Annotated in this window: 29 protein-coding genes; all 29 read right to left on the bottom strand. The window is 54.7% G+C overall.

Features of this window, described 5'->3' with window-relative positions:
• Window positions 1-15 precede the first annotated feature (15 nt).
• The gene (locus BAA01_08365; protein ID OUM88374.1) at window positions 16-1,089 is read right to left on the bottom strand and encodes a 4-hydroxy-3-methylbut-2-en-1-yl diphosphate synthase; all 1,074 of its coding nucleotides are present in this window, start codon (window positions 1,087-1,089) and stop codon (window positions 16-18) included.
• 28 nt (window positions 1,090-1,117) lie between these two features.
• A complete protein-coding gene (locus tag BAA01_08360; protein OUM88373.1) occupies window positions 1,118-2,356 on the bottom strand; it encodes an RIP metalloprotease RseP in 1,239 nt (412 codons plus the stop codon).
• 32 nt (window positions 2,357-2,388) lie between these two features.
• A complete protein-coding gene (locus BAA01_08355) occupies window positions 2,389-3,549 on the bottom strand; it encodes a 1-deoxy-D-xylulose-5-phosphate reductoisomerase (protein ID OUM88372.1) in 1,161 nt (386 codons plus the stop codon).
• 34 nt (window positions 3,550-3,583) lie between these two features.
• Window positions 3,584-4,357: a hypothetical protein gene (locus BAA01_08350; GenBank protein OUM88371.1), complete on the bottom strand. Its 774-nt coding sequence runs from the start codon at window positions 4,355-4,357 to the stop codon at window positions 3,584-3,586.
• 3 nt (window positions 4,358-4,360) lie between these two features.
• On the bottom strand, window positions 4,361-5,083 hold the full coding sequence (locus BAA01_08345; GenBank protein ID OUM88407.1) for an isoprenyl transferase: 723 nt from the start codon (window positions 5,081-5,083) through the stop codon (window positions 4,361-4,363).
• 83 nt (window positions 5,084-5,166) lie between these two features.
• Window positions 5,167-5,712 carry a ribosome recycling factor gene (locus BAA01_08340; GenBank protein ID OUM88370.1) on the bottom strand — a complete coding sequence of 182 codons (546 nt, stop codon included), beginning with the start codon at window positions 5,710-5,712 and terminating at the stop codon, window positions 5,167-5,169.
• Entirely contained in the window at window positions 5,712-6,437 is a 726-nt protein-coding gene (locus BAA01_08335) for a UMP kinase (GenBank protein ID OUM88369.1), read from the bottom strand. The genes BAA01_08340 and BAA01_08335 overlap by 1 nt, the downstream gene beginning before the upstream one ends.
• A gap of 142 nt (window positions 6,438-6,579) precedes the next feature.
• Window positions 6,580-7,233: an elongation factor Ts gene (gene tsf, locus BAA01_08330; GenBank protein ID OUM88368.1), complete on the bottom strand. Its 654-nt coding sequence runs from the start codon at window positions 7,231-7,233 to the stop codon at window positions 6,580-6,582.
• Window positions 7,234-7,370: 137 nt separating this feature from the next.
• Complete coding sequence (locus tag BAA01_08325) at window positions 7,371-8,075, bottom strand: 30S ribosomal protein S2 (protein OUM88367.1); 705 nt, start codon at window positions 8,073-8,075, stop codon at window positions 7,371-7,373.
• A 180-nt stretch (window positions 8,076-8,255) separates the two neighbouring features.
• Window positions 8,256-8,699 (bottom strand): hypothetical protein, encoded by a 444-nt coding sequence (locus BAA01_08320; GenBank protein OUM88366.1) that lies wholly within the window; start codon window positions 8,697-8,699, stop codon window positions 8,256-8,258.
• A gap of 52 nt (window positions 8,700-8,751) precedes the next feature.
• Window positions 8,752-9,435 carry a hypothetical protein gene (locus BAA01_08315; GenBank protein OUM88365.1) on the bottom strand — a complete coding sequence of 228 codons (684 nt, stop codon included), beginning with the start codon at window positions 9,433-9,435 and terminating at the stop codon, window positions 8,752-8,754.
• Window positions 9,436-9,528: 93 nt separating this feature from the next.
• Entirely contained in the window at window positions 9,529-9,837 is a 309-nt protein-coding gene (locus tag BAA01_08310; protein ID OUM88364.1) for a hypothetical protein, read from the bottom strand.
• The gene (locus BAA01_08305) at window positions 9,834-10,322 is read right to left on the bottom strand and encodes a hypothetical protein (GenBank protein ID OUM88363.1); all 489 of its coding nucleotides are present in this window, start codon (window positions 10,320-10,322) and stop codon (window positions 9,834-9,836) included. Before BAA01_08305 ends, BAA01_08310 begins: the two co-directional genes overlap by 4 nt.
• 2 nt (window positions 10,323-10,324) lie before the next feature.
• Window positions 10,325-10,930, bottom strand: coding sequence for a hypothetical protein (locus BAA01_08300; GenBank protein OUM88362.1), 606 nt, complete (start codon window positions 10,928-10,930; stop codon window positions 10,325-10,327).
• Window positions 10,927-11,424: a chemotaxis protein CheW gene (locus BAA01_08295; GenBank protein OUM88361.1), complete on the bottom strand. Its 498-nt coding sequence runs from the start codon at window positions 11,422-11,424 to the stop codon at window positions 10,927-10,929. Before BAA01_08295 ends, BAA01_08300 begins: the two co-directional genes overlap by 4 nt.
• A gap of 100 nt (window positions 11,425-11,524) precedes the next feature.
• Window positions 11,525-13,519 carry a hypothetical protein gene (locus BAA01_08290; protein ID OUM88406.1) on the bottom strand — a complete coding sequence of 665 codons (1,995 nt, stop codon included), beginning with the start codon at window positions 13,517-13,519 and terminating at the stop codon, window positions 11,525-11,527.
• Between the two features lie 17 nt (window positions 13,520-13,536).
• On the bottom strand, window positions 13,537-14,571 hold the full coding sequence (locus tag BAA01_08285) for a hypothetical protein (GenBank protein ID OUM88360.1): 1,035 nt from the start codon (window positions 14,569-14,571) through the stop codon (window positions 13,537-13,539).
• On the bottom strand, window positions 14,564-15,676 hold the full coding sequence (locus BAA01_08280) for a flagellar biosynthesis protein FlhF (GenBank protein ID OUM88359.1): 1,113 nt from the start codon (window positions 15,674-15,676) through the stop codon (window positions 14,564-14,566). Before BAA01_08280 ends, BAA01_08285 begins: the two co-directional genes overlap by 8 nt.
• Window positions 15,673-17,706, bottom strand: a complete 2,034-nt coding sequence (locus tag BAA01_08275) for a flagellar biosynthesis protein FlhA (GenBank protein OUM88358.1) — start codon at window positions 17,704-17,706, stop codon at window positions 15,673-15,675. The genes BAA01_08280 and BAA01_08275 overlap by 4 nt, the downstream gene beginning before the upstream one ends.
• A 69-nt stretch (window positions 17,707-17,775) precedes the next feature.
• Window positions 17,776-18,831, bottom strand: coding sequence for a flagellar biosynthesis protein FlhB (locus BAA01_08270; GenBank protein ID OUM88357.1), 1,056 nt, complete (start codon window positions 18,829-18,831; stop codon window positions 17,776-17,778).
• 1 nt (window position 18,832) lies between these two features.
• Window positions 18,833-19,609: a flagellar biosynthetic protein FliR gene (locus BAA01_08265; protein ID OUM88356.1), complete on the bottom strand. Its 777-nt coding sequence runs from the start codon at window positions 19,607-19,609 to the stop codon at window positions 18,833-18,835.
• Window positions 19,610-19,612: 3 nt separating this feature from the next.
• Window positions 19,613-19,882, bottom strand: a complete 270-nt coding sequence (locus tag BAA01_08260; GenBank protein ID OUM88355.1) for an EscS/YscS/HrcS family type III secretion system export apparatus protein — start codon at window positions 19,880-19,882, stop codon at window positions 19,613-19,615.
• A 15-nt stretch (window positions 19,883-19,897) separates the two neighbouring features.
• Complete coding sequence (locus BAA01_08255) at window positions 19,898-20,668, bottom strand: flagellar biosynthetic protein FliP (GenBank protein ID OUM88354.1); 771 nt, start codon at window positions 20,666-20,668, stop codon at window positions 19,898-19,900.
• Window positions 20,665-21,300, bottom strand: a complete 636-nt coding sequence (locus BAA01_08250; protein OUM88353.1) for a hypothetical protein — start codon at window positions 21,298-21,300, stop codon at window positions 20,665-20,667. The genes BAA01_08255 and BAA01_08250 overlap by 4 nt, the downstream gene beginning before the upstream one ends.
• Window positions 21,301-21,311: 11 nt before the next feature.
• Window positions 21,312-21,683 carry a two-component system response regulator gene (locus tag BAA01_08245; GenBank protein OUM88352.1) on the bottom strand — a complete coding sequence of 124 codons (372 nt, stop codon included), beginning with the start codon at window positions 21,681-21,683 and terminating at the stop codon, window positions 21,312-21,314.
• A 33-nt stretch (window positions 21,684-21,716) separates the two neighbouring features.
• Entirely contained in the window at window positions 21,717-22,937 is a 1,221-nt protein-coding gene (locus BAA01_08240) for a hypothetical protein (protein ID OUM88351.1), read from the bottom strand.
• The gene (locus BAA01_08235; GenBank protein ID OUM88350.1) at window positions 22,927-23,919 is read right to left on the bottom strand and encodes a flagellar motor switch protein FliM; all 993 of its coding nucleotides are present in this window, start codon (window positions 23,917-23,919) and stop codon (window positions 22,927-22,929) included. Before BAA01_08235 ends, BAA01_08240 begins: the two co-directional genes overlap by 11 nt.
• Window positions 23,920-23,936: 17 nt before the next feature.
• Window positions 23,937-24,389, bottom strand: coding sequence for a hypothetical protein (locus BAA01_08230; protein ID OUM88349.1), 453 nt, complete (start codon window positions 24,387-24,389; stop codon window positions 23,937-23,939).
• Window positions 24,382-24,606, bottom strand: coding sequence for a hypothetical protein (locus BAA01_08225; protein ID OUM88348.1), 225 nt, complete (start codon window positions 24,604-24,606; stop codon window positions 24,382-24,384). The genes BAA01_08230 and BAA01_08225 overlap by 8 nt, the downstream gene beginning before the upstream one ends.
• Between the last annotated feature and the right edge of the window lie 4 nt (window positions 24,607-24,610).

Raw genomic sequence — 24,610 nt, 5'->3', positions numbered from 1 at the left:
GACCATTCTAGATTTTCACTGTTTTCCACCGGATTCTACAATCGCCTCGATTTCCTGCATCAGTTCATCAAACAGCTCTGACTCCTTCACTTTACGCACGATCTTCCCGTCCCGAAAGATCAAGCCTTCCCCATCTCCGCCGGCTACGCCTACATCCGCTTCACGAGCCTCTCCCGGACCATTGACGGCGCACCCCATCACTGCGATCTTCAACGGGATCTTCAATCCCTTGACAGCCTCTTCCACACGCGTAGCCAATCCAACCAGATCAATCCGGCAGCGCCCGCACGAAGGACAGGCGATGACCTGCGGCTCATCGGTCTTCAATTCGAGGCTTTTGAGGATCTCTTTCGCCACCTTGATCTCTTCCACAGGATCTGCGCTGAGACTGACGCGGATCGTATCGCCAATTCCCTTCGCCAGCACGGCGCCAATCCCCACGGCCGACTTGATTCCGCCGGCAAAAGCGGTTCCCGCTTCCGTCACCCCCACATGCAACGGATAAGGGCGGAGCTTCGCCATTTGTTCATAGGTTTCCAGCATGGTCCGCACATTGGAGGATTTCAAGGATATGACGATATCGGTAAAGTCCAGGTCTTCCAAAATCTCGACATGTTTCAGGGCGCTCTCCACCATTGCCTCTGCTGTGGGATACCCGTATTTCTCAAGCAGCGGCCGCTCAACCGAACCTGAATTGACACCGATGCGAATGGGCACGCCTCGCTCCCGGCAGGCCTCCACCACCATCTTGACCCGTTCCCGGGAACCGATATTCCCCGGATTGATCCGGATTTTGTCCACGCCGCTTTCCAGCGACTTCAAGGCCAGGCGATAATCAAAATGGATATCGGCCACCAGGGGCAACGGCGAATGCTTTTTGATCTCCTTCAAGGCTTCCGCCTGTCCTTCATTGAGGACCGACAGGCGGACGATCTGGCAGCCAGCTTCTGCCAGCCGCTCGATTTGCGCCAACGTGGCCTTCGTGTCCCGCGTATCCGTGGTGGTCATCGACTGGATGACCACCTGGTTTTGCCCGCCAATCCGGACCCCGCCCACATAGACGGGCCTGGTCTGCTCTCGCGTATACACACCCCATCCCCCACTTCATGGAAACTGCTTAACCGAAAAATCTCATCACATCATTGTAAGTGACCGCAATCATCAACAACATTAACAGGGCAAATCCGATCAGGTGCACCATGCTCTCCTTGTGCGGGTCGATGGGTTTCCCGCGCAGGGCCTCAATGGCGAGGAAAATCAGCCGTCCGCCATCCAAAGCAGGAATCGGCAAGATATTGAATACAGCCAAGTTGATGCTCAGCAATCCGGTCCAAATGAGCAACGTGCCCAGCCCCTGGGCTGCCATGTCTCCTGTCATCTTGAAAATCCCGACTGGACCGGCCAAGTCGTTGAAGGATGCGGCCCCAGTGATCAACATGCCAAATCCTTGAAAGGTGGCCTTGGTGAAAAACCAGGACTGGGCAAAGCCATAAGGGATCACCTTGTCAGGCGTCCGTTCCGTGGTAGGGTAAATGCCCAGCTTTCCGCGGCCATTGTCTTGCGCAGGGGTAACATCAAGCGTCAGCGGAGATCCCTGGCGTTCAATCGTCAAGCGCAGCGGCATGCCCGGCGAGGAAGAAACCTTGTTCACCAAAGCCTCCCAGTCGGAAACCGGCTCGCCGTCAATCGCGACAATCCGATCTCCTTCTTTCAAGCCGTAAACTTCAGCGGGCGTTCCCGGCTCGATCCCCCCGACCACCGGCTCATCGGAGGGCACACCATAAAGCCATGCAGCAAGAATAAAAAAGAAAATCGCCAACAAAAAGTTCATCGCCGGCCCGGCAAAGATGGTCAAAAACCGCTGTCCAATCGTCTTTCCTGTGAATTGCCGATCGATCGGCGCAATTTGCACCTCTTCATGACCATGATGGATGACAGCGCGGGGCTCAACTGGAAAACGCAACTCCTGCCGTTCATCATCCTCCACGACCACAAAAAGTTCTTTTTCCAGGTCAATTTCCCGGACAGTCCCCACAAGCGACGGCTGGGAATCGGGAGGGTTCACGAAGAGCCGGGTTACTGCCTGATTGTCGTTTAACTGCAAGCCGATTCGTTGGCCACGCTGGATCTCAATCACTTCAGGGTCCTCTCCGGCCATCCGCACATACCCGCCGAGCGGAAACAGGCGAATGGAGTACCTGGTCTCCCCGATTTTAAACGAAAACAGCTTGGGTCCAAACCCGATGGCAAATTCGCGACATAAGATGCCTGCCCGTTTTGCCATCAACAGGTGGCCCAATTCGTGAAAAAAGATCAGGACTGAGAGAACCAGGACAATGGTTATGGCCGTTTGCAAAGTTTGCCGCACATCCTTTCCATATAAAAGACTTAATGGGTCAACGCCGTGATCTGCTCTCTGGCTGCCCGTCTAGCCCAGCTGTCAGCCTCCAGCACTTCTTCCAGCGAAGGATCCTTCCCTCCCTGGCACCGATTCAGGACATGTTCAACCACTTGTTCGATGCGATCAAAGGGCAGTCTCCCTTCCAGAAAAGCGTGCACCGCTTCTTCATTGGCTGCGTTCATGACGGTCGGATACAATCCGCCGGCTCGCCCAGCCCGATAGGCGATCGAAAGGGCCGGATAACGAGCTTCATCCACCTTCTCCAGATGCAGGGCCCTCAAATGATCCAAGGAGAGATATTCGGCCTGGATATGGGGAAGCCGTTCCGGATAGCTCAAGGCGTACTGAATCGGCGTGCGCATGTCCGGCAGGCCGAGCTGCGCCAAAATGGCCCCATCGACAAACTCCACCATCGAATGGATGACGCTTTCCGGGTGAATCAACACCTTTATTTTATCAAATGGCACCCCGAACAACCAGTGAGCCTCAATCACTTCCAGCCCCTTGTTCATCATGGTCGCCGAATCTACCGTAATCTTCGCCCCCATGGACCAATTGGGGTGTTGCAACACCTCCCGGATCGTCACCGTGCGCAATTCTTGCCGGGTCAGATGGCGAAGTGACCCGCCCGATGCGGTCAAAATCAGCTGACGCACTCCTTCCCTGGACTGCCCCTGCAGCGCTTGGAAAATCGCCGAATGTTCACTGTCCACCGGCAGGATGGGAACGCCCCGCTTTTTCGCCTCCCGCATCACCAGGTGACCTGCACTCACCAAGGTTTCTTTGTTGGCCAGGCCGATCGGAATGCCCGCCTGTATGGCCGCCAAAGTCGGCTTGAGTCCTATGCTGCCCAGAATCCCGCTTAATAAAAAATGGCACTCAGGATGAGTTGCCACTTCCAATAACCCCTCTTCTCCATAACAGACGCGAATGTGTGACGGCAACCGGAGGCGTACCTCCTCCGCCAACTCACGCGTCGCCACAGAAACCAACCGCGGCTGAAACTGGCGGGCCTGAGCCACCAATTGATCCACCTGGCGGCCGGCGGCTAATGCCACAACGCGAAACCGATCTGGATAGTGGGCAATCACTTCCAGCGTTTGGCGCCCGATCGATCCGGTCGATCCCAAAATCGCCACATTTTTCATCCCAAGTATCCTCCGTTACAAAAATGAAGCGCATCTAACTGTACCAAAGAATGTAGTAGACGAGCGGAAAAACAACCAGCAAACTGTCAAAACGATCCAGCACGCCCCCATGCCCAGGAAGGATCCATCCCGTATCCTTTACCTGAAAGGAACGTTTCGTGGCAGATTCCATTAAATCGCCGAACTGCCCTGCCACGCCGATCAACAGACCCACCACAAGCAGCTCCAGCGTGGATATCGGCACAAAGGGAGAAAAAAGCAGGCTGACCAACAGTGAGGCAATCACACCGGCCAGCGAGCCCTCCACTGTTTTATTCGGACTGATGGACGGCCATAACTTGTTCTTTCCCCAGCGCTTGCCTATCAAATAAGCCATGGTGTCGTTCGCCCAGGTTCCCAGTAAAAGCAACAGGCTCAAGGTCAGGCCGCTCTCCAGGAGACGTGTGGCCAGCATCGCCGAAAATCCCAAGCCGATATAGAAAAGGCCAAGCAGGACATGGGCAATGTCCGTCACATCCGTCCGGTTTTTTGTGAATACGGGCAGCGACATGAAGAGCAAAACGAGCAGGCTCAGAAAAACCGGATGGTAATGTAGAAGTCCGCTAGCCCAAATGAAGAAAAGAAACAAAAAAAAGGCTCCGATCAAGTACAGGCCACCCAGGCGGGGGATGCGGCGCAAGCGGTTCCATTCATCATACGCAAAAACCGCCAGGCCGAAGATCACAACGGCATACCAAATCCCGCCCAGATACAGGAAAGCCAATAACGCTGTGCCGCCGATCAGCCCTGTCCAAATTCGCTTTCTCAAACCTCACACCTCATTCTCTCTGACCATCCCATACCGCCGAACGCGACTCTGGTAGGACGCGATCGCTTCAAGCAGGTGTTCTTTGGTAAAATCCGGCCAACATACCTCCGTAAAATACAATTCCGTGTAGGCTATCTGCCATAACAAAAAGTTGCTGATCCGTAATTCACCGCTGGTTCGAATGAGCAAATCTGGATCTGGCAAAAGGGCCGTGTACAATCGGCAGCGAATGTCTTCCTCCGTCAACGTTGAGGCATCAAAGGTTCCCGCCTTCACCTCTTGCATCATCTGGAACACTGCCTGCAGCAATTCGGCGCGCCCACCGTAATTCAACGCAAAACTCAGCACAAGACCGGTATTGTCCCGGGTGGCGTCAATTCCTTCCTGAATGGCCCTGCGGGTGTGTTCGGGAAGCGCCCGCTCATCACCCAACAATTGCAACCTGACATTCTTTTTCACCAGTTCCCCCAGTTCCCGGCGCAAGAATTCCTCGGGCAATCGCATCAGAAAATTGACTTCTTCTTGCGGGCGTTTCCAGTTTTCCGTAGAGAATGCATATAATGTCAGATAACCGATTCCGAGTTCATCGCAGGCTTTGGTGATCTCTTTGACCCTTTGCATCCCGGCACGGTGTCCAGCCACACGGGGAAGGCCTCTTTTTTTTGCCCAGCGTCCGTTCCCATCCATGATGATCGCAACGTGCTGCGGAATGACGGAAAACTCCATCTTCGGCGGGTGTCCCATTGCCTGTCCCCCATTTACCGTTTCAATATCCCTGTTCTATATCCATACGCCCCGGAAGCAGGCCTTTATACCTCCATAATCTCCTGTTCCTTGTCGCGCACTAATTTATCCACTTCTTGAATGTACTGATCCGTGAGCTTCTGCACTTCATCCTGCTTGCGGCGAGATTCATCGGTCGACAGTTCGCCGGCCTTTTCCTGCTTTCTGATCTCATCGTTGGCATCACGCCGCAGATTCCGGATGGCAACCTTGGCGTCCTCGCCCATTTTGCGAACCAGTTTCACCAGCTCGAGCCGTCGTTCCTCTGTCATCGGGGGAATGACAATCCGAATCACAGAACCGTCGTTCATCGGGTTCAATCCAAGATCGGACTTTTGAATCGCTTTTTCAATCTCCTGGATGATCCCCTTATCCCAGGGTTGAATCACCAACAGACGCGGTTCTGGCACTGTGATGTTGGCGAGCTGGTTCACCGGCGTAGGCGTGCCATAATAATCGACACTCACCCGATCCAGCAACGCCGGGGTCGCCCGGCCCGCCCGAACACTGATCAATTCTCTTTTTAACGTTTCGATCGTCTTCTCCATTTTCTCTTTAATCGGCAATGACATCAAAAACTCCCCCTCACCATCGTGCCGATTTTTTCACCGAGAATCACGCGTTTAATATTTCCCACATCTTCTATAGAGAATACCACGAGGGGAATGTTGTTGTCCATGCAGAGGGAGGAGGCTGTCGAATCCATGACGCCAAGCCCCTGGTTGAGGACATCCAAAAAGGTCAACACGTCGTATTTCTTGGCATGGGCCACCGTCTTCGGGTCAGCGGAGTAAATCCCATCCACCTTGTTCTTGGCCATGAGGATGACTTCCGCCTCAATCTCGGCGGCCCGCAAGGCCGCTGTGGTATCCGTCGAAAAATAAGGATTTCCCGTTCCTGCTGCAAAAATGACGACACGGCCTTTTTCCAGATGGCGAATCGCCCTGCGACGTATGTACGGCTCTGCGACCTGCCGCATCTCGATCGAGGTTTGCACCCGGGTAGGCACGCCATGTTGTTCAAGGGCATCTTGCAAAGCCAAGGCATTGATCACCGTGGCCAGCATTCCCATGTAATCGGCGGTCGCCCGATCCATTCCCTGTGCACTGCCGGAAACGCCTCTCCAGATGTTTCCTCCCCCGACGACAATCGCCACCTGAACTCCCATTTCCACGATTTCCTGAATTTTCGTGGCAATTGCCTGAATCATGCCGGGGTCTATCCCAAATTCCTGTTTGCCGGCCAACGCCTCCCCGCTTAATTTCAATACGACACGACGATATACAGGTTGCGCCACGTTATCTTCCCCCCGTGCTAGGCTTATCACAGGATCTGCGGAAAAGGAGACACGCCTGTGCCTCCTTTCTCCCTGAATTCGTATGTTTTCAAACGAATCATCATTAAATCATCGGCATCATCATTAAAAAATCATCATCGAATCAGTTTGATTTGATCTGGGCCATCACTTCTTCAGCAAAATTTTCCTGTTTTTTCTCCAGGCCCTCTCCCAACTCAAAACGGGCAAAGCGGCGAATCGAAATGTTCTCTCCGATTTTGGCGATGGTTTCCTTTAACAACTGATCAATCGACTTGTCCGGATCTTTGATGAACGGCTGCTCCAGCAGGCAGATCTCTTTAAAGTATTTTTCCAGCCGTCCTTCCACCATCTTTTCCACGATATGTTCAGGCTTTCCTTCATTTAATGCTTGCGCCCGCAAAATGCTCCGTTCTTTTTCCACTTCCTCGGCAGGCACCTCATCCTTGCGGATGTAGGAAGGTTTGGCAGCAGCGATTTGCATCGCAATATCTTTTACAAAGCTTTTAAACTCTTCTGTTTTGGCGACGAAATCGGTCTCGCAGTTCACCTCGACCAGGACGCCAATCCGCCCTCCGGCGTGTATGTAGGATTCGACAAGGCCCTCTGTCGCAATGCGGCCGGCTTTTTTGGCCGCTGCCGCCAAACCTTTTTCACGCAGGATTTCAACTGCCCGCTCCATGTCTCCGCCTGCTTCGGTCAGTGCCTTTTTGCAATCCATCATCCCGGCACCCGTCTTCTCGCGCAGCTCTTTCACCATTCCTGCCGTGATCTGCATCGGATTGACACGCCCCTTCTCACATAGTATATGCAACATCAAAAAGGTGGCAAAGAATGGCCGTCCCCATCCTGTGCCACCCTTTTTTTACATGGCTTGCTGCATCGCTTTCTCACACGCTCACGCTTTTGGTGTGTTCAAGATGCAGTGGTGGTTTCCTCTCCGTGCTTTCCTTCGAGCACAGCATCCGCCATCTTGGATGTGATCAGCTTGACAGCCCGAATGGCGTCATCGTTCCCCGGAATGACGTAATCCACTTCATCCGGATCGCAGTTGGTATCCACAATGGCAATGATTGGGATTTCCAGTTTCCTCGCCTCTGCAATGGCAATCCGTTCTTTTCTCGGGTCGACAATGTAAACGGCATCCGGAAGTTGCTTCATCTCCTTGATGCCACCCAAAAACTTGGTCAGGCGTTCCTTTTCCTTGCGAAGCAGGATGACTTCCTTTTTCGGCAATACGTCAAACGTGCCGTCCGTCTCCATTTCCTCCAACTGGTGCAGCCTCTCAATCCGCTTTTTAATGGTGGCAAAGTTGGTCAGGGTCCCGCCAAGCCAGCGGTGATTGATGTAATACATCCCGCAACGCTCGGCCTCATCCCGAATCGAATCCTGCGCCTGCTTTTTCGTTCCGACAAAAAGGATCTTCCCACCGTCGGCAACCAGGCTGCGGACAAACTGGTAAGCTTCTTCCAGCATCTTGACCGTTTTCTGCAGGTCAATGATGTAAATGCCGTTCCGTTCCGCAAAAATGTACTTTGCCATTTTTGGGTTCCAACGGCGCGTTTGGTGACCGAAATGGACACCTGCCTCCAACAATTGTTTCATTGAAATGATCGACATCTTGTTCCTCCCTCAAACATGGTTGTCTCCTCCGCAGCTTCCTCTTCTTCCAGAACTTTAATAAATAGAAAGCACCACTGGAAGAATCCGCTACGTGTGTTTTTCACACGCTTCATCATAGCACAAAGGAAAGCTGTAAGCAATCATCATGCCGCCGCGTGCAAAGGTATCAAAAAAATGTCACGTTCGCTTTCTCTGCTGATAGGCTGCCGACTGCAAGATGAATTGGATTTCGCCGACACCGCGGTTCATTTGCCGGGCAATTTCCGCGTCACTTTTGCCTTGCTGTTTCATCGCCAGTACCTCTTTCAGCAAATGCTGAAATGTGGAGGCCGTGCCCTGTTCTGTTATCGTTTCTTGTTGTCCAGCCGTTTCCTGGTATTGGCTCAGATGGGAGGGAGGGGGGGCATCTTGCGTTTCTTCCTGCTGCCGAAGGGTCTCCTGATGAAGGTTTTGAAGCGCCTGGATGAACCGCCTGTTTTCAGCTTCCAGCTCATCCAGCACCGTTTCCAACGAAGCCGCCACTTTCTGCTCATGGACCTTGAATTCCTTTTGGACCCTAAAATAGGCTGCCACACTGATGAGGAGGGCCAGTAAAGAGAAAATCAGCGTCAATTGTTCCATCATGTCCCACCTCTTCCATCGGCTCTCTTCCTACACTCTTCCTGCAATCCGTTTACCCATGCCCGTAAATATACGACTTTTTCTTCCCCAACATCCCCCGCAGGCGGAAGATCGCCTTCTTATGAAGCTGCGAAATTCTGGCGGCCGACAGATTCATCACGCGGGCAATCTCCTGAGGGGTTAACTCCTCATAATAATACAAGGTCAGCACGAGGCGCTCCTTTTCCGGAAGCCGCTGGATGCATTGGGCCAGAAGTTCTTGCACCTCCTGTTGGTGGACGAGCTGCGACAGCTCAGGCAGGTTTTCGTCCTTCAGCCTTTCCAGCATCGAAAATTCCTCTTCTGCAGCTTCCAGTGACTGCCACTGGGACTGTTGGCTCCGGAGCAGTTGCCGGTGCAATTCCTCCAGCTGAATCCCGAGGTATTCGGCCACCTCTTCGTCCCTCACGTGGCGCATCTTCGCCTGCTCCAGCTCTTCATATGCCTGTGTCAACTGCCGGGTTCGCTCGCGTTTTCCCCGCGGCAGCCAGTCCAGCTTCCGTAACTCATCCAAAATGGCGCCGCGAATCCGCCAGGTTGCAAAGGTCTCAAAACGCACCCCGCGCGCAGGATCATATTTTTCCAACGCGTCCCATACCCCGATCATGCCGATGCTGAACAAGTCTTCCTCATCCAGCACCGGCGTGGTAAAAAAGGCTCTGACTTGACGTTGCACCAATGGAGCACATGCTTTCACGAGTTCTTCCCGTACCTTAGGGTCATTCGTCTCTTTCCAGCGCCCCCATAGTTGTAGCCACTGTTCTTGCTCCACAGCCCTCACCCCGTCAGCCTATGGCTTTGAGTCCTGTTCCTCCTGTCGGTCTTCGCCGGCAAGCACATCCACAAATTGCCCGGCGCGCGTCTCCCGCCCTTCTTCCTCCTGCACTTTTCCGCCTGCCGGCAACAGACCTTTTGATTTCATCCAGGGAAGAAGCCATTTATCCACGGCAAAAAAGATCAGGGTAAAAAGAATGGCCGCCTGAACACATCGCCATAGCGCGATCCACCATGGATTGACCAGGAGATTCAAGACAAAAACCATCACACTGACGAAGACTGCTGTCACCAAGATCGATTTTGTAGTGCGCCCCTGGCTCATATCCAGCTTTCACCCTTAAATACCGTTTTGACAAACGTCCTGCCTGTCTCGCAATAATGCTCGACCGTCCGTCCATAGTTGCCTCCCACGTCCTCAGCGACGATTGGAATCCGGTATTGTTTCAGCAATTCCCGGCAGGTTTCCACGTTCCGCTGGCCAATATTGAGCGCATCCGGACGCTCGCCAAGTGTCCGGAACATTTGGGCGCCGCCGATTAACTTGGCGCGGAGGCGCAAGAGGGGGACTCCTTTTTGCTCCAGCATGTTGATGAGCTCTGGAATGGCCGTGGTCGCGTACTTGGCCTTCATCTCCGGCGATACCGGCAGCTCCGTGCTTGGCAGCATGATATGGGCCATCCCGGCGGCCTTCAATTGCTCGTTGAAGAGAACCACCCCGACACAAGAACCCAGACCGATCGTGCGAAGGATACAGCTGTTATCCCCGACAGCCATATCCGCCATCCGTATTAATCGTACTTCCTCCATGCCTACACTCCCAGTGCACCAAACAGCACATCCATTGATGACGGTATCGGTATGAAACAGAATGCCCCTTCGAACCGACCCTGCCCTTCAATGATTTCTGCGTCAATCACAATCGCTTTGTTTTCCAGTTGTTCCATCTCCGCCAGCCCTTCACCCAAAATGGCTCCGAGCATGTCAATCGACACGCGAGGAACCGTAACCGACATGCGCAAACCTGTCAAATCTGACAGGGCGGAAAAATAAGATGAGACCAGAATGTTCCCCATCTCAAAGAGCAGGGAGTAAGCCATTTCTGACAGCTTCTCGATTCCGTCACGCTCCCCGAGCACCACTTCAATCACCCGCTCCACGGAACGGATGTCCTGCATGAAAAACATTCTGCCTTCCACATCTCCTTGTATATCAATGACGACAGTGGCCACCGGCATGTCAGCTCCACCGCGCGCATCCAGCAGTTCCGAAAACGTCATCACCTGCACTTGCGGAACCTTCATCTGGATCCGGCGGTTGAGCAACTGGGAAAGCGCAGTGGCTGCCCGGCCGGAACCGATATTTCCCAGCTCTCTCAGCACATCCAAGCGGAAATCTTGTCTCTCGGGGGGATTCATCCAATAGACCCCCTGAAATCTTCCAGTTCCGTCAACTCCTTCTGATTCAGGGTTTTCTCCAGGTTCAACAGCACCATCACGCGTTCCCCGACCTTGGCCATGCCATCCAGATAATCTGCCTGGATGCCCCCGACAAGAGAAGGAGGCGGTTCAATTTGCTCGGCAGAGATGCTGAGCACATCCCGGACCATATCCACCACCATGCCGACCGTGATCTCCTCCAACTTGACCACGATAATCCGCTGCTGCTCCCGCTGTGCCTCTTTTCCTTCAAACGACTCGAGCGCGAACCGCTTGCGCAAATCGATCACCGGCAGCACCTCGCCCCGCAGGTTCATGACCCCCATGACAAATTTAGGCGTGCGGGGAACCCGGGTGATTTCTGGGATCCGCTCAATCGACAAGACCTGATGCACATTGACGCCGTATTCCTGGCCAGCCAGTTCAAAGAGTACATATTGTTGTTCCTGAGTGACCTTATCCTCCGCTGGCATCGTCATACCCTCCTCACATCAAACACTTTCCGGAATCGAGCTTTCTCCTGAAAACCATCAAATCGCGCTGATCTTTGTCCTTGCGTGTGCTCAAACTGCCCTACGCCTGCACAAACTGCGCCCCGTCCAGAATCAGGGCCACATTGCCGTCTCCCATGATGGTGGCGCCTGCAAACCCAAACCTGGCGCCCAGATAATTTCCCAGCGACTTGACCACAATCTCCTCCTCGCCCAGGGTTTCATCCACTTGCAAAGCAAGATACGACTTGCTCTGTTGAATGACGATATAGATGACCTCCTCATGGGGAGGAACTTCCAATTCCAGGAAATGATGAAGCCGGAACAACGGGATCCAGTCCCCGCGAAATGGGACCATTTCCACATGATGGACCTGCTTGACCTTGGCCGCCGGTATCTTGGCAATCTCGATCACGTTGGACAAGGGCAACGCGTAGGTCTCATCCCGAACCTTGACCAGCAGCGCTTGAATGATCGACATCGTCAGGGGCAGTTCAAGGCTGAACGTGGTTCCTTGTCCCGGCGTGGAGTGGACGTACACGCTGCCGCCCAATGATTCAATTTTTGTCTTCACCGCGTCCAGCCCGACACCCCGCCCGGAGATGTCCGACACTTGCTTGGCCGTGCTGAATCCCGCCATGAAGAGAAATTGGTAGACCTGAAAATCGGTGAGGCTCTTCCCTTCCTCCGGTGTGATCAAGCCCTTTTCGATCGCCTTGTTCAACACTGCTTCGCGTTGTATTCCCCTGCCATCATCGGCCACTTCAATTACCACCGAGTTGCCCCGCTGGTAGGCGGCGATCAGCAGCTTTCCTGTCTCCGGTTTGCCCAGTTGCCTGCGAACCTCCGGCGGCTCAATCCCGTGGTCTAAAGAATTTCGAATCAAATGGACCATCAGATCGGAAATTTCATCCATAATCGTCCGGTCCAGCTCCGTCTCCCAGCCACGCATCTCCAGCTCCACCTGCTTGTTCAACTCCCGGGTCAAATCCCGGATCATCCGCGGGAAACGGTTGAACATGTTTTCAATCGGCACCATCCGCAGCTTCAAGACCACATCCTGCAATTCGCCGACCAGACGGTGCAAATGATCCACCGTTTCGCCGAGTTCCGGATCATTCAGCCGGGAAGAGATCAGTGAAAGTCGGCTCCGGTCGATGACCACTTCGCTGATCAGGTTCATCAACCGGTCAATCCGGCCCAGATCCACCCGCAGCGTCTGATTCCTGGTTTGTGATTTTCCTCTCGCAGCCGCAGGCGCAGCAGGGCCAGTCTCTTGACGCGCGGCACTGGCTGCCGTTTCCGCGGCGTTCGCCGCGGCCACTTGTGTGCGGGATTCCGTTTGTTCATCCATGGGGTGATAAGGCTTCACCTGGACGTCGGTCACATCCAGGATTTCCAGGATCTCTTCCCTGATCTCCTCTTCGCTCTGCTTGGTGATGAGCCAGATGGCGAACCAATCGTCAAACTTTTCCTTTTCAATCTCATCAGCTGAAGGGTAACTGCCCACAATGGTCCCCATTTCCTCCAGATTCCGGAATACCATGTAGGCGCGCACCGATTTCAACGCGGTTTGCTCGTTCAGGCGGACCAAAACCTCGTAAGCGAACAATCCCTGCTCCAGGGCCTCCCTGATGACGGCGATTGCAGCCGCTTCCGGTTCCGGCACGACAAGGGCATTCCCGGTCTTTTCTGCTTGCCCGGAAGGCGGCGTCTCGCCTGAGACAATGGCTTTCAGCTGGGCCACCAAATCAGCCGTGTCCAGCTGATCCCCCGCCCCTGATTCAATCGACTGCAACATCGTCTCAAGCGCCGTGGCGCACGCAAACAGGGTGTCCAAAATCGGCGTCGTGACGGCCAATTGATGATTGCGGAGCTGATCCATGACGTTTTCCATTTGGTGGGTCAACTCCGCCAAGCGATCAAATCCCATGGTTGCCGCCATCCCTTTCAAGGTGTGAGCGGCACGGAACATTTCGTGAACCACTTCCACCTCTTCCGGATGCTGTTCCAGCTGGAGCAACAGTTGGTTCAGGGTATCCAAGTGCTCATACGATTCGTTGAGAAACATTTCCATATACTGATCCACAACACTCACCTCTTTCCCTGTGGTATCGACGGTGCGGAATGGAACAATTGGCGAAAACGGCTCCAAAAGCTGGGCCTTGATCTGGCAGCATCGGCAGGCTGTCCCGAATCAGCGGCAAATGGATTGAACTGGATGAAGCGCTCCGCCAAAGCCACGGTCCTGCGGGAGATGGGACTGTTCGGGTACGCGATCAGGTAAGGGGTCTGCTGATAGACCGCCTTGACCACATGCGGATCATCCGGCAAGATACCGAAGCGATGCAGGGAAAGAGACAGAAATCGTTCGGCGACGGCTTCCATCTTTTTGTGCGCCAACGCCCCCTCTCTCTCGCTTTTGGCGCGGTTGATCAGCAAATGGACGCGCAATGCTTTTTCCTCCAGGTTCAGCATTTTCAACACCGCATAGGCATCCGTCAAAGAGGTCGGTTCCGGGGTGGCGATCAGGATGATCTCGTCGGCCGCAAGCAATAGGTTCAGGCTATGCGTACTCAGACCGGCCCCAAGGTCGATCAACAGGTAGTCGGCAAAACCCCGCAATTGCATGAACTGGGCCATGAAACGCTCCAGCTTTGCTCCGGTCAGGCGAAACATCTCTTTCATCCCATGACCGCCCGAAATATATTGCAGTCCCCCTATGCCCGGAGAGATGGCTTGCCAGATGTCCCCCTCGCCCTGGAGAAGCGAAAGCAGGGTGACTTGGGGCGTTTTTCCCATCAGAACGTGCAGATTGGCAAAGCCAAAATCCGCATCCCAGATCACCACTCGACGGCCGAAATGCTGCAACGCCAGCGCAAAGTTCAGGATAAAATTGGTTTTTCCGACTCCCCCCTTGCCGCTTGTGATGGCAACCACCCTCGTCTCTTGCCGGGCGCCAGCCTCTGGTTTGGCCGCCGCTTCGGGGCCACTGCGGGCAACCGCAGCATGGCCGTCTTCCGGACTGCCTTCCCGTCTGCCTTGAAAACGCGCATCTGAGGATGCCTGCTGCTCGCCCTGCTTCAGCTGCCGAACCAACTCCCGCAGCCGCTCCGCCTGATCAGTCATCCTCTAATCCCCCCAACAACCACTTGGTCAGCGCCTCCGCCTCTGCCACCGCCAGGTCGTCGGGGACCGACTGCCCATTGGTCAAATAGGCCAGCGGCATCGAACATTGGTGCAGCAGGTTGAACAGATTTCCGAACTTGCACGTCTCATCCAGTTTGGTGAGAATGAGTTTCCGGTTCGGCAGCGAGGCAAACTGTTTTGCCAGCGCCAGCAAATCGTCGCTTTTGGCGACAGCGCTCAGGACGACATACGTTTCACTGGGCATGCCGTGTTGCAGGTAAGGTTTCAGCTCCGACAGGTGCATGGGATTGAGGTAATTGCGGCCCGCCGTATCCATGAGGATGAGGGAACATCTTTCCAGGCGCCGGATCGCCTGCCTGAATTCCTGCGGGGAAAAAACCACCTCAATGGGAATGTCCAGGATATTGGCATACGTCCGCAATTGCTCGACGGCCGCTATCCGGTACGTGTCGATGGTGATCAAGCCGACGGCAACCCTGCGGTTTAAAACGTAATCGGCGGCAATTTTGGCAATGGTGGTGGTTTTCCCGACGCCTGTCGGCCCGACAAAGTGGACAATTCGTGTCTCGTCCTGGATGGGTGGCCCGATGTGTCCGCTCAGCCACTTTGTGATCGTCTCCGCCCCGCACTGACGGACGGCTGCCCATGGGGCGTCTCCGGCGACGTGGGACTGAACCTGTTCCAGCCAATCGTAGACCAGTGTGGGATGAATGTCCTGGCTCATCAGGAAATCGGCCAATTTCCGGTGGGCGGCGGGCCAATGCGGCTGATGGTGCAGCGCGTACTGCGCAAAAGCCTGCTTCATCTCCCGCAGCTCTGCCAGCACCTGCCGGTGAAGGGCAGGCTCGGCAGACGGCTGTTGGCCGGCGGAAGCAGACGGCATCATCCGCTCCTGGGATGATTGGGAGGGTGCCGGTGAATCCACGGCCGCCATGACTTCCACCTTCTTTTTGGCAAACAGGCCCATCCAGCCGCCCACCTTGACCGGCTTGGAATCCAGAATCACCGCATCGCGCCCCAGCTCGCTGCGAATCTGTTTCATCGCTTCCGCGACCGAATCGGCCACATATTTTTTGACGATCACAGTTGAACCACTCCCACACTTTGGACTTGCACATCCGGCTCCAGTTCGTTATAGGACAGGACAGGCACATCCGGCAACCACTTCTCCAGGTAACGCCGCACATATGGACGCAAGGCAGGCGAAGTCAGAAGCAGCGGCTGCCATCCCCCTTGCGCCAACCGCGCAATCTGCTCCGAAAGGCGCTGCAACAATTGCTGCGAGGTGGCTGGATCCAGCACCAATTGCGTGCCGGATTCTTTGCGGTGGATACTGTCAGCCAGCCTCTTTTCCAGAGTAGGCGAAAAAGTGAGGACGCGGAGAATGCCATCATCCGGGCAGTACTGTTGCGTGATCTGGCGGGAGAGGGCCTGACGGACAAATTCCGTCAGCAAATCCGGATCCTGCGTGTAGCTGGCGTGGTCGGCCAAGGCCTCAAAGATCAAGGCCAGGTTGCGAATGGACACCTTCTCCCGCAGCAGGTTGGCCAGAACTTTTTGCACACCACCCACACTCAGGTGCTTGGGAACCAATTCCTCGACCAAAGCCGGTTGTTGTTCCTTCAGGTGATCGATCAACGCCTGCGTCTCCTGGCGGCTCAGCAGTTCGTGCGCATGTTTCTTGAATACCTCTGTCAGATGGGTCGCAATCACAGAAGGCGGATCCACCACCGTCAGTCCTGCCAGCTCTGCCTCTTCCCGCTGGGCTTGCGGCACCCAGCGCGCCGGGATGCCAAAAGCCGGATCCTTCGTTTCCGTGCCAGGAATTTGCTGAAGCTGTTCTTCCGGACCCATCACCAGATAATGATCCAGCATCACCTCGCCGGAAGCCACCCGCGTGCCCCTGATTTTCACCTGATATTCATTCGGGTGGAGCTGGATATTGTCCCGGATCCGCACCACCGGCAGGACAAAACCCATCTCCGCCGCCAATTGCCTGCGGATCATGACCACCCGGTCCAACAAGTCGCCCCCCTGTTTGCTGTCGGCCAGCGGTATCAAGCCGTAACCAAATTCAAATTCAACTGGATCGGTGTAAAGCAACTGATACACGTTTTCGGTACGCCGGAGCTCCTGTGCCCCCTCTTCCACGGCTGACTCTTCTGTGGAAGGCGCATCGGGCGCTTTGCTCTGCTGCATCCTCCAGGCGGCAAACGCCACCAGGGCCGCCACCGGCCAGGTACTATGGATGCCGATCGGCGTCAAGAGACCCAGCAGGGCAATCACGCCTGCCACAATGTACAGGGACCGCGGATAGGCAGTGAGCTGGGATGTGATCTCCTCCCCCAGGTTGGATTCTGAACTGGCCCGCGTCACCACAATGCCCGTTGCCGTCGAGATGAGGAGGGCCGGAATCTGCGCAACCAGACCGTCACCAACCGATAACAAGGTAAACCGGTGCAGCGATTCGCCAAAGCTCAAACCCATCATCAGCATCCCGATCACAAAACCGCCGACAATGTTCACCGCCACGATGATCATCCCGGCAATGGCGTCCCCTTTGACAAACTTGCTGGCGCCGTCCATCGCGCCGTAAAAATCAGCCTCAGCTTCAATCTGCTTCCGCCGCTGCCTGGCCTCGGCTTCCGTGATCAAGCCGGCATTCAGATCGGCGTCAATGCTCATCTGTTTTCCCGGCATGGCATCCAGGGTGAAGCGAGCCGCCACCTCCGACACGCGTTCGGCGCCCTTGGTAATGACGATAAACTGGATCAATACCAAAATGAGGAAAATGATGAATCCGACCACCGGGTTACCCCCGATGACAAAATGTCCGAACGCTTCAATGACGCGCCCGCCATACCCCTGACTCAAGATGGCGCGTGTCGTCGAAACGTTGAGCGCCAGCCGGAACAGCGTGGCGACCAGGAGCAAGGTCGGAAAAATCGAAAACTGCAGCGCCTCCCGGGTGTTCATCGCCACCATCAGGATGGCCAGGGCCAGCGTCATGTTGATGATAATCAGGAAATCCAGCAGCAGGGTGGGAAGCGGAATCACCAGCATGATCACGATCAACACGATAAACACCAGAACGGCCGAATCTTTAAACTTCACCGCGCTCCCTCCTGCCTTCTTGCGTCCCTTCCTCTCATTCCCTATCCCCCGTCACATACTCCCGCAAGCTCAAATCGTTCTGCCGGTCACTTGATACACGTAAGCCAGCACCTCCGCCACCGCCTGGAACATCTCGGGAGGAATCCAATCGCCCACTTCGGTACTGGAATACAGCAACCGGGCCAAGGGGGGATTTTCCACGATCACGACGTTGTGTTCTTGGGCAATCTCCCTGATCCGCAGGGCCACATGGCCTTTCCCCTTGGCCACCACTTGCGGCGAAGGCATCTTGTCCATGTCGTATTTGAGCGCCACCGCATAGTGGGTCGGGTTGGTGATGACTACATCGGCGTGTGGCACTTCCTGCATCATCCGCCGCATCGCCAAAGCCCGCTGGCGTTCCTTGATCCGGCTGCGAATCAGCGGATCTCCTTCTGTCCGTTTCAGCTCATCCTTGACCTCCTGCTTGGACATCCGGAGTTTTTTCTCATAATCATACCTTTGGTAGAAGTAATCAAACACCGCCAATACCAATAGCAGCGCGCCTGCGGTCAATCCGGTCTTGACGACCATGGCGCCGACATACTTCAGCGTCCCGATGAGCGGCCACTGTGCCAGGAGAATCAACTCCTCCCGCTCCAGCCAGATCACCCAGCCCACCGCCACCGTGATGACGATGAATTTCAGCAGCGACTTGACAAATTCCACCAACGCACGCAAGGAAAAAATTCGTTTCATCCCTTCGACGGGATTCAGGCGGTTCACATCCATTTTCAATGGCTGGGTTGTAAAAAGCACGCCCACCTGCAACAGGTTGCCAGCCACTCCGAGAAACAGCACCAGCCCGAACAAGGGAAGCAAAATCTTGGCCATCTCCCAGAGCATTTCTGTTAGGATCAATTGAACGCTTCGGTCTGTAACCTGCCAGTGAAAATACTCCGTCAAATCCCTGTGAAACAGGCCGGTTACCACTTCCATCAAAAAACTTCCCATGATCCCGAGCAGCGCAAACACGCCCAGGATGATCATGGCCGGCGCCACGTCGCCGCTGCGGGCGACCTGGCCTTTCTCCCTTGCCTCCTGCCTGCGCCTCGGCGTGGCTTTTTCCGTTTTTTCCATGGCCATCTCAGATCCCCAACCGTTGCATCACTTGACTCATCGCTTCAAACATCTGCTGGTACAACCAGGTCAAAACGACAAAAAATCCGGGTATCACCAGGAACAAGACGAGAATGCCAAACAGCATTTTTAACGGAAAGCCGATGACAAAAAAGTTCATCTGCGGCACGGTGCGGGCGATGATGCCCATCGCCAGATCGACAAGAAACAGGGCCGCCGCCATCGGTGCCGCGATTTGCAACGCGATCAGAAAACTCTGTGCAAAAAAGCGGGCCAGCCATTCCACATCCATGGTAAAGCTCTCCAGTCCCGCCTGACCGAGTGGGATCAGTTTGAAACTGGCCATGATGCCGCGGATGAGCTGATGATGCCCATCGATCGCCAGAAAAAACAGCATCGCCAGGATCAACTTCAGGTTGGCTGTCACGGGCATCGGCACGCCGGACTGGGGATCCACCAGGTTGGCCAGGGCAAAACCCATCTGCAAGTCGACGATCGCGCCTGCCGTCTGGATGGCTGCAAAGATCATGGAAGCCGTAAAGCCGAGAATCAGCCCGACCATCGCTTCCTTTACAATCAAGCCCAGGTAGGTTCCGTCAAGAACCAGACCGGGGTCTGCGTCAACCTGCGAGATGACCAAAAAGCCCATCGCCACGCTCAACCCCAACCGGAACGTCACGGGTACGTTCCGGTATGCAAAAAGCGGCGAGATGACAAAAAAGGTAGTCATCCGCGTCAGAACCAGAAGCATCGATAAAAACCAGGACTCGGTCCATGCTGCCATCGCTTATCCAATCCAATAGATCATTTGTTGAAACATCTCCTTTGTGTAATCCACCATCGTCGTCAGCATCCAGGGCCCAAACAAGAGCAGCGACAGAAGGATGGCGACGATCTTGGGAATAAAGGCCAGTGTCTGTTCCTGAATTTGCGTTGTCGCCTGCAAAATACTGACAAGCAGCCCGACGAGCAAGCCAGCCCCGAGCAGCGGAGTGGCCAGAATCAAGACATGGAAAATGGCATTTTTCGCCAATTGCATCACCAGTTCGCTCGTCATCGTGCCTCATCCCTTCTATCGAAAACTGACAAGCAACGATTCAACGACCAGATACCAGCCATCCACGAGCACAAAGAGCAGGATTTTAAAAGGCAACGAAATCATCACAGGCGGCAACATCATCATTCCCATCGCCATCAGGACACTGGCCACCACCATATCGATCACCAGAAACGGAATAAACAACATAAAGCCGATTTGAAAGGCGGTTTTCAGTTCACTGATGGCGAACGCCGGTATCAGCGTGGTCAGGGATATTTCCTCTACCGACTTGGGCCGCGGCGCATTGGTGTAATCCAGAAAGAGAAGCAAGTCCTTTTCCCGGGTATGGGCGGCCATAAATTTCTTCAGCGGCACGATGGCTTTCTCGAATGCTTCTTGCTGGGATATTTCTCCCGCCTGGTAGGGCTGCCACGCTGTGCGGTTGATTTCATCCGCCACCGGCGCCATCACAAACAGTGTCAAAAACAGCGCCAGGCCGATCAGCACCTGGTTGGGTGGAATCATCTGGGTCGAGAGGGCGCTGCGGACAAAGGAGAGAACAATCACGATCCGGGTAAAACTGGTCATCAGGATCAAAAACGCCGGCGCCAGGCTGAGGACGGTCAAAAACAGAAGCAATTGCAAAGTCGGCACCAAGTCGGGCGTTCCTTCCCCGCTCCCCACCGTGATCTGGACACCGGGAAAGGCCAGCTGCTGTCCTTCCTGAGGCTCAGCTGATACCGGCGCAGCCAGGAGGAAAAAGGCGACGGTGACAAAGAAGCCGACACACCAGATTTTTTTCATGGACGTCCCTCACCGTCCCTGGAAGATGCCTGCCGGGAAAGGAATCGATCCAGCCACTTGCGCCGCTGCTCCTTCAATCGTTCCAGCTTCGCCGAAAAGCGCCTGGTGATCTCCGTGGAAGGAAGGTCAGAAAGCTCTGGCGGGGCGATTTGCGCCAACAAGGTTTCCTTCTCATCCGGATCGTCAATCAGGCGCAGCAAGTGCACCTGTTCAGCCACGCCCAGGACATACACTTTTCCCGCAATTTCCACCATCTGCAGTGATTTTTGCGGACCGAGGGGAAATCCGCCCAGGTACCGCACGCCTCCGATCTCCCGCAAGAACCGCTGGCGCCTGAGAAAAAGCCTGTAAAATATGTAAATCAGCGCCAAAACCAGGGATAAGGCAGCCACCATGTTGACAAGGGCATACCCGATTCCTCCGGCAGGACGCGACGGCTCATGTTGTGGCCCGGTTTCGCCCCGGGAAGGCGATGACTGGGAAGACGTCGTCTCGGAAGCCTCCAGCGCCTCCTTCACCGTCCGTTCGCCAAAGGGGTTGTCGGCCGAAGCGACACCCCATTGTGGCCACAGCCAGAGCAATGCAAAGATGTACAGAAAGATGTAGAGGATGAACAAAGGTGACCGTTTCATGGGAATCCTTTCTAGCTGACCTTACCGAGGATTTTTTTCACCGCTTCAACCACCCTTTCCTCCTGAAAGGGCTTGACAATGAAATCCTTGGCACCGCTTTGAATCGCTTCTATCACCATTCCCTGCTGTCCCATTGCCGAACACATGACGACCTGGGCATTCGGATCAATTTTTCGAATCTCCTTCAATGCTGTCACGCCATCCATCTCCGGCATGGTAATATCCATCGTCACCAGATCTGGTCTCTTCTCTTTATACATCTCGACAGCCACTGAGCCATTTTCAGCTTCCGCGACCACTTCGAACCCGTGGCGTGTGAGGATATCTTTGAGCATCATTCGCATAAATGCTGCATCGTCCACAATCATGATGCGACCGGACATGGAAATCCCTCCTGTTGAATCCGTTTTGTTTCATTAAATGTTGCGAAGTCGTTCACGCGGATCGAGAATGTTCGTGATCCGAACGCCGAAATTCTCATCAATGACCACAACTTCACCGCGGGCGATCAATTTTTGGTTGACATAGATGTCCACCGGTTCACCAGCCAGCTTGTCCAGTTCAATGACCGAGCCGGGAGCCAGTTCCAAAATTTCCTTGATCATTTTTTTCGTCCGGCCCAACTCCACGGAGATATGCAGCGGAATGTCCATCAATATATCGAGGTTTTGCGTTTCAACCTGGGATTTTTGTTCAAATAGCGGCGTAAACTCCGGTTTTTGTACCGGGATCTGTTGTGTTTCGCCCTGAGACTGATGCGACGGCGAACCGGAAGCCGATGCCCGAAGTTCACCCGGTGAATGGTTGGTCGAATACCCAGCCTCGCTGGACACAGCTGTTGCCTTTTGACGGACCGACGCCTCCGCGTGCATCGATGCGCTGGAGGCGGGTTCTGCCTGTGCTCCTGCAGGAGCTGCCGGGACTTCTGTCGCAGCAGTCACCTCGGAAACAGTGGAAGCGGACGATGGAGATATGAGGAGCGAAACCATCTCCTTGGCAAAACTCAGGGGAATCAAGAGCATGATCGTGGAGTCGATCAGTGTGCCCACCCGCAATCTGAAGCCGATGCGGACCAGCCAATCTTCCAGATCCAGTTGATCGCTCTCCTGCTGCATGTTCACAACCCGTGCCTGAGGCGGAGAGATATTGACGACCCGCTGGTACAAGGAAGCCATGGCTGTGGCCGATGAACCCATCATCTGGTTCATCGCCTCCTGCACCGCACTCAGATGAAGCTCGGTCAGCTCATCCTCCTCATTCACCTGACCATCCCCGCCCATCATGATATTCGCAATCACGAGAGCGTCACGAATCTTGAGGACCATCAGGTTTTTTCCCAACAGCCCTTCGGTGAACTCCACTTGCAGGATCACATAGGGTGTATTGAATTCTTCGAGCAGCCTTTCTTTGCTGATTACCTGTACCTGGGGCGTGGTGATTTCCACTCGTTGCGAGAGAATGGTGGACAAGGCCGTGGCGGATGAACCGTAGGAAATGTTTCCGATCTCACCCAATGCATCGATTTCCACTTCCGTCAGCTGGGCTTCCGAGGCGAGCGTTTCAGAATCGGATGTCTCGCCCGACTGGTTCAACAAGGCATCAATTTCTTCCTGCGATAAAATCCCGTCATGACTCATGCTCTTTTCCTCCTGACCGCAATAACTCCTCGATTTGCACGCCCATCCGTTGATTGACTAACCCGGGGATCCCCAGAAACTTCACCTCGCCATCCACCTTTACCCGCAACGGCCGGTGTATCGATTGATCCAGCGTGATCACATCCCCGGGCTCGATCCCCAGCAGTTCCTTGACAGTCAGCGAAGCCCTTCCAAGCTCAACGACAACCTGCACCGTCGTGTTCAACAACTGGAGCCGGATCGGTTCGCTGTCGCCCTCCTTACGAAAGCGCTGTTGGTTGGCCATAAAATAATGCGAGGAAAGGCGCTGGATGACCGGTTCCAGGGCGATGTGTGGAATGCACAGATTGATAAACCCTTTGGTGTCGCCAATGGTCACGCTGAAAGAGCTGACCACCACCGTTTCATTCGCCGATACCAGCTGCAGAAATTGCGGATTGTATTCCACCGTCTCCACACGCGGCGAAAGTTGGGCCACATTCGTCCATGCCTCGCGAAAATGCTCAAAGGATTTGGTAAACAGCCGCTCCAAGAGCAAGCGGTCAATCTCCGTATAATTGGAAGGTACGTATTTGCCAAACCCTTGACCGCCCAATACCCGATCCAGCATCGCGTAGGAGATGTTGGGAGGCACCTCCAGCACCATCCGCCCCTGCAACGGTTCGGCCTGAAAGACAAAAAGCAGCGTCTGGCTCGGGATGGAACGGACAAATTCTTCATACGGCAACTGTTCCACCGTCTCCAGCTTGACATCCACAAAAGCCCGCAAGCGTGCGGAAAAAAAGGAACTCAGCAAACGGGCATACCCTTCGTTGATCCGTGTCAGGGAACGGATTTGTTCTTTGGACATCCGCAGCGCCCGTTTGAAATCATAGGGACGGATGCGCGCCGTCTCTTCCTTCAGCTCATCCGCATCCATCTCTCCGGAAGTCAAGGCAGCCAGCAGTTTATCGATTTCTGCCTGGGAAAGTACTTCCGCCAAGGTGATACCGCCCCTTCCTACTGCACAATCTGCTGGACCGTGTACACCTCAACCACTTTTCCTTCCTGCATGAACTGGTTGAGCCTGTTCTGAAGCTGCGTCCGCAGCTTCTGGGAACCATCCGACTTGAGCAAGTCCTCTTTCGTCTGGTCCTGCAGAAGCGAGATGATCGCATCATTTACCTGATGGGAGCGAAGTTCCAACTCTTCGACCGCCTTTTTGTTTTCCACCTGAAAGGCATACTGTACCAGGACCAGATTCCCCGACTGGAGATTGGTCTTGATCTCGGGCGATGTCCAGGTCAGCTCCCTCACCTGCACGGCATCGGGCCCTTTCGCCGATGCGCTGCCCCCCAGACGCGACTCTCCTTCATTTGGCAGTCCGTAAGCAAAGAGCAGGAAGATCCCGGCGGCAATAATGAGCAGCAAAACGGTAATCAGGACAAGTAATACCATGCGAAACTTAGTCATCGGCAACCTCCGTACTCTGTCTGACGGTGACGGCGGCGAGCCCCACCTGGCGGTAAAACGCCGTGACCCGCTCCGCCACTTCCTCCATGGTTTCGCGTACAATCATTTTTTTGCCGGTGGTCAGGGTGATCACCGTGTCGGGAACCATCTCCACCGTTTCAATGAACAAGGCGTTGACGCCCACAGGCGCGCCGTTGAGCTTGGTCAAGCGAATCAACCGC

The sequence above is a fragment of the Bacillus thermozeamaize genome (assembly GCA_002159075.1).
GTDB lineage: Bacteria > Bacillota > Bacilli > ZCTH02-B2 > ZCTH02-B2 > Bacillus_BB > Bacillus_BB thermozeamaize.
The sequence above is the reverse complement of the archived record's forward strand: the minus strand, read 5'-3'. Positions and strand labels throughout refer to the sequence as shown.

Excerpts from the sequence above, each read along its gene's own strand:
- BAA01_08270 (OUM88357.1), bottom strand. The coding sequence starts at position 18,831 with ATGGCCATGGAAAAAACGGAAAAAGCCACGCCGAGGCGCAGGCAGGAG.
- BAA01_08285 (OUM88360.1), bottom strand. The coding sequence starts at position 14,571 with ATGACTGATCAGGCGGAGCGGCTGCGGGAGTTGGTTCGGCAGCTGAAG.
- BAA01_08325 (OUM88367.1), bottom strand. The coding sequence starts at position 8,075 with ATGTCGATCATTTCAATGAAACAATTGTTGGAGGCAGGTGTCCATTTC.
- tsf (OUM88368.1), bottom strand. The coding sequence starts at position 7,233 with ATGCAGATCACGGCAGGAATGGTGAAAGAGCTGCGCGAGAAGACGGGT.
- BAA01_08300 (OUM88362.1), bottom strand. The coding sequence starts at position 10,930 with ATGAATCCCCCCGAGAGACAAGATTTCCGCTTGGATGTGCTGAGAGAG.
- BAA01_08290 (OUM88406.1), bottom strand. The coding sequence starts at position 13,519 with ATGGAAATGTTTCTCAACGAATCGTATGAGCACTTGGATACCCTGAAC.
- BAA01_08250 (OUM88353.1), bottom strand. The coding sequence starts at position 21,300 with ATGAAACGGTCACCTTTGTTCATCCTCTACATCTTTCTGTACATCTTT.
- BAA01_08260 (OUM88355.1), bottom strand. The coding sequence starts at position 19,882 with ATGACGAGCGAACTGGTGATGCAATTGGCGAAAAATGCCATTTTCCAT.
- BAA01_08230 (OUM88349.1), bottom strand. The coding sequence starts at position 24,389 with ATGACTAAGTTTCGCATGGTATTACTTGTCCTGATTACCGTTTTGCTG.
- BAA01_08345 (OUM88407.1), bottom strand. The coding sequence starts at position 5,083 with ATGGAGTTTTCCGTCATTCCGCAGCACGTTGCGATCATCATGGATGGG.
- BAA01_08355 (OUM88372.1), bottom strand. The coding sequence starts at position 3,549 with ATGAAAAATGTGGCGATTTTGGGATCGACCGGATCGATCGGGCGCCAA.
- BAA01_08240 (OUM88351.1), bottom strand. The coding sequence starts at position 22,937 with ATGAGTCATGACGGGATTTTATCGCAGGAAGAAATTGATGCCTTGTTG.
- BAA01_08340 (OUM88370.1), bottom strand. The coding sequence starts at position 5,712 with ATGTCATTGCCGATTAAAGAGAAAATGGAGAAGACGATCGAAACGTTA.
- BAA01_08295 (OUM88361.1), bottom strand. The coding sequence starts at position 11,424 with ATGCCAGCGGAGGATAAGGTCACTCAGGAACAACAATATGTACTCTTT.
- BAA01_08265 (OUM88356.1), bottom strand. The coding sequence starts at position 19,609 with ATGGCAGCATGGACCGAGTCCTGGTTTTTATCGATGCTTCTGGTTCTG.
- BAA01_08310 (OUM88364.1), bottom strand. The coding sequence starts at position 9,837 with ATGAGCCAGGGGCGCACTACAAAATCGATCTTGGTGACAGCAGTCTTC.
- BAA01_08245 (OUM88352.1), bottom strand. The coding sequence starts at position 21,683 with ATGTCCGGTCGCATCATGATTGTGGACGATGCAGCATTTATGCGAATG.
- BAA01_08320 (OUM88366.1), bottom strand. The coding sequence starts at position 8,699 with ATGGAACAATTGACGCTGATTTTCTCTTTACTGGCCCTCCTCATCAGT.
- BAA01_08305 (OUM88363.1), bottom strand. The coding sequence starts at position 10,322 with ATGGAGGAAGTACGATTAATACGGATGGCGGATATGGCTGTCGGGGAT.
- BAA01_08255 (OUM88354.1), bottom strand. The coding sequence starts at position 20,668 with ATGAAAAAAATCTGGTGTGTCGGCTTCTTTGTCACCGTCGCCTTTTTC.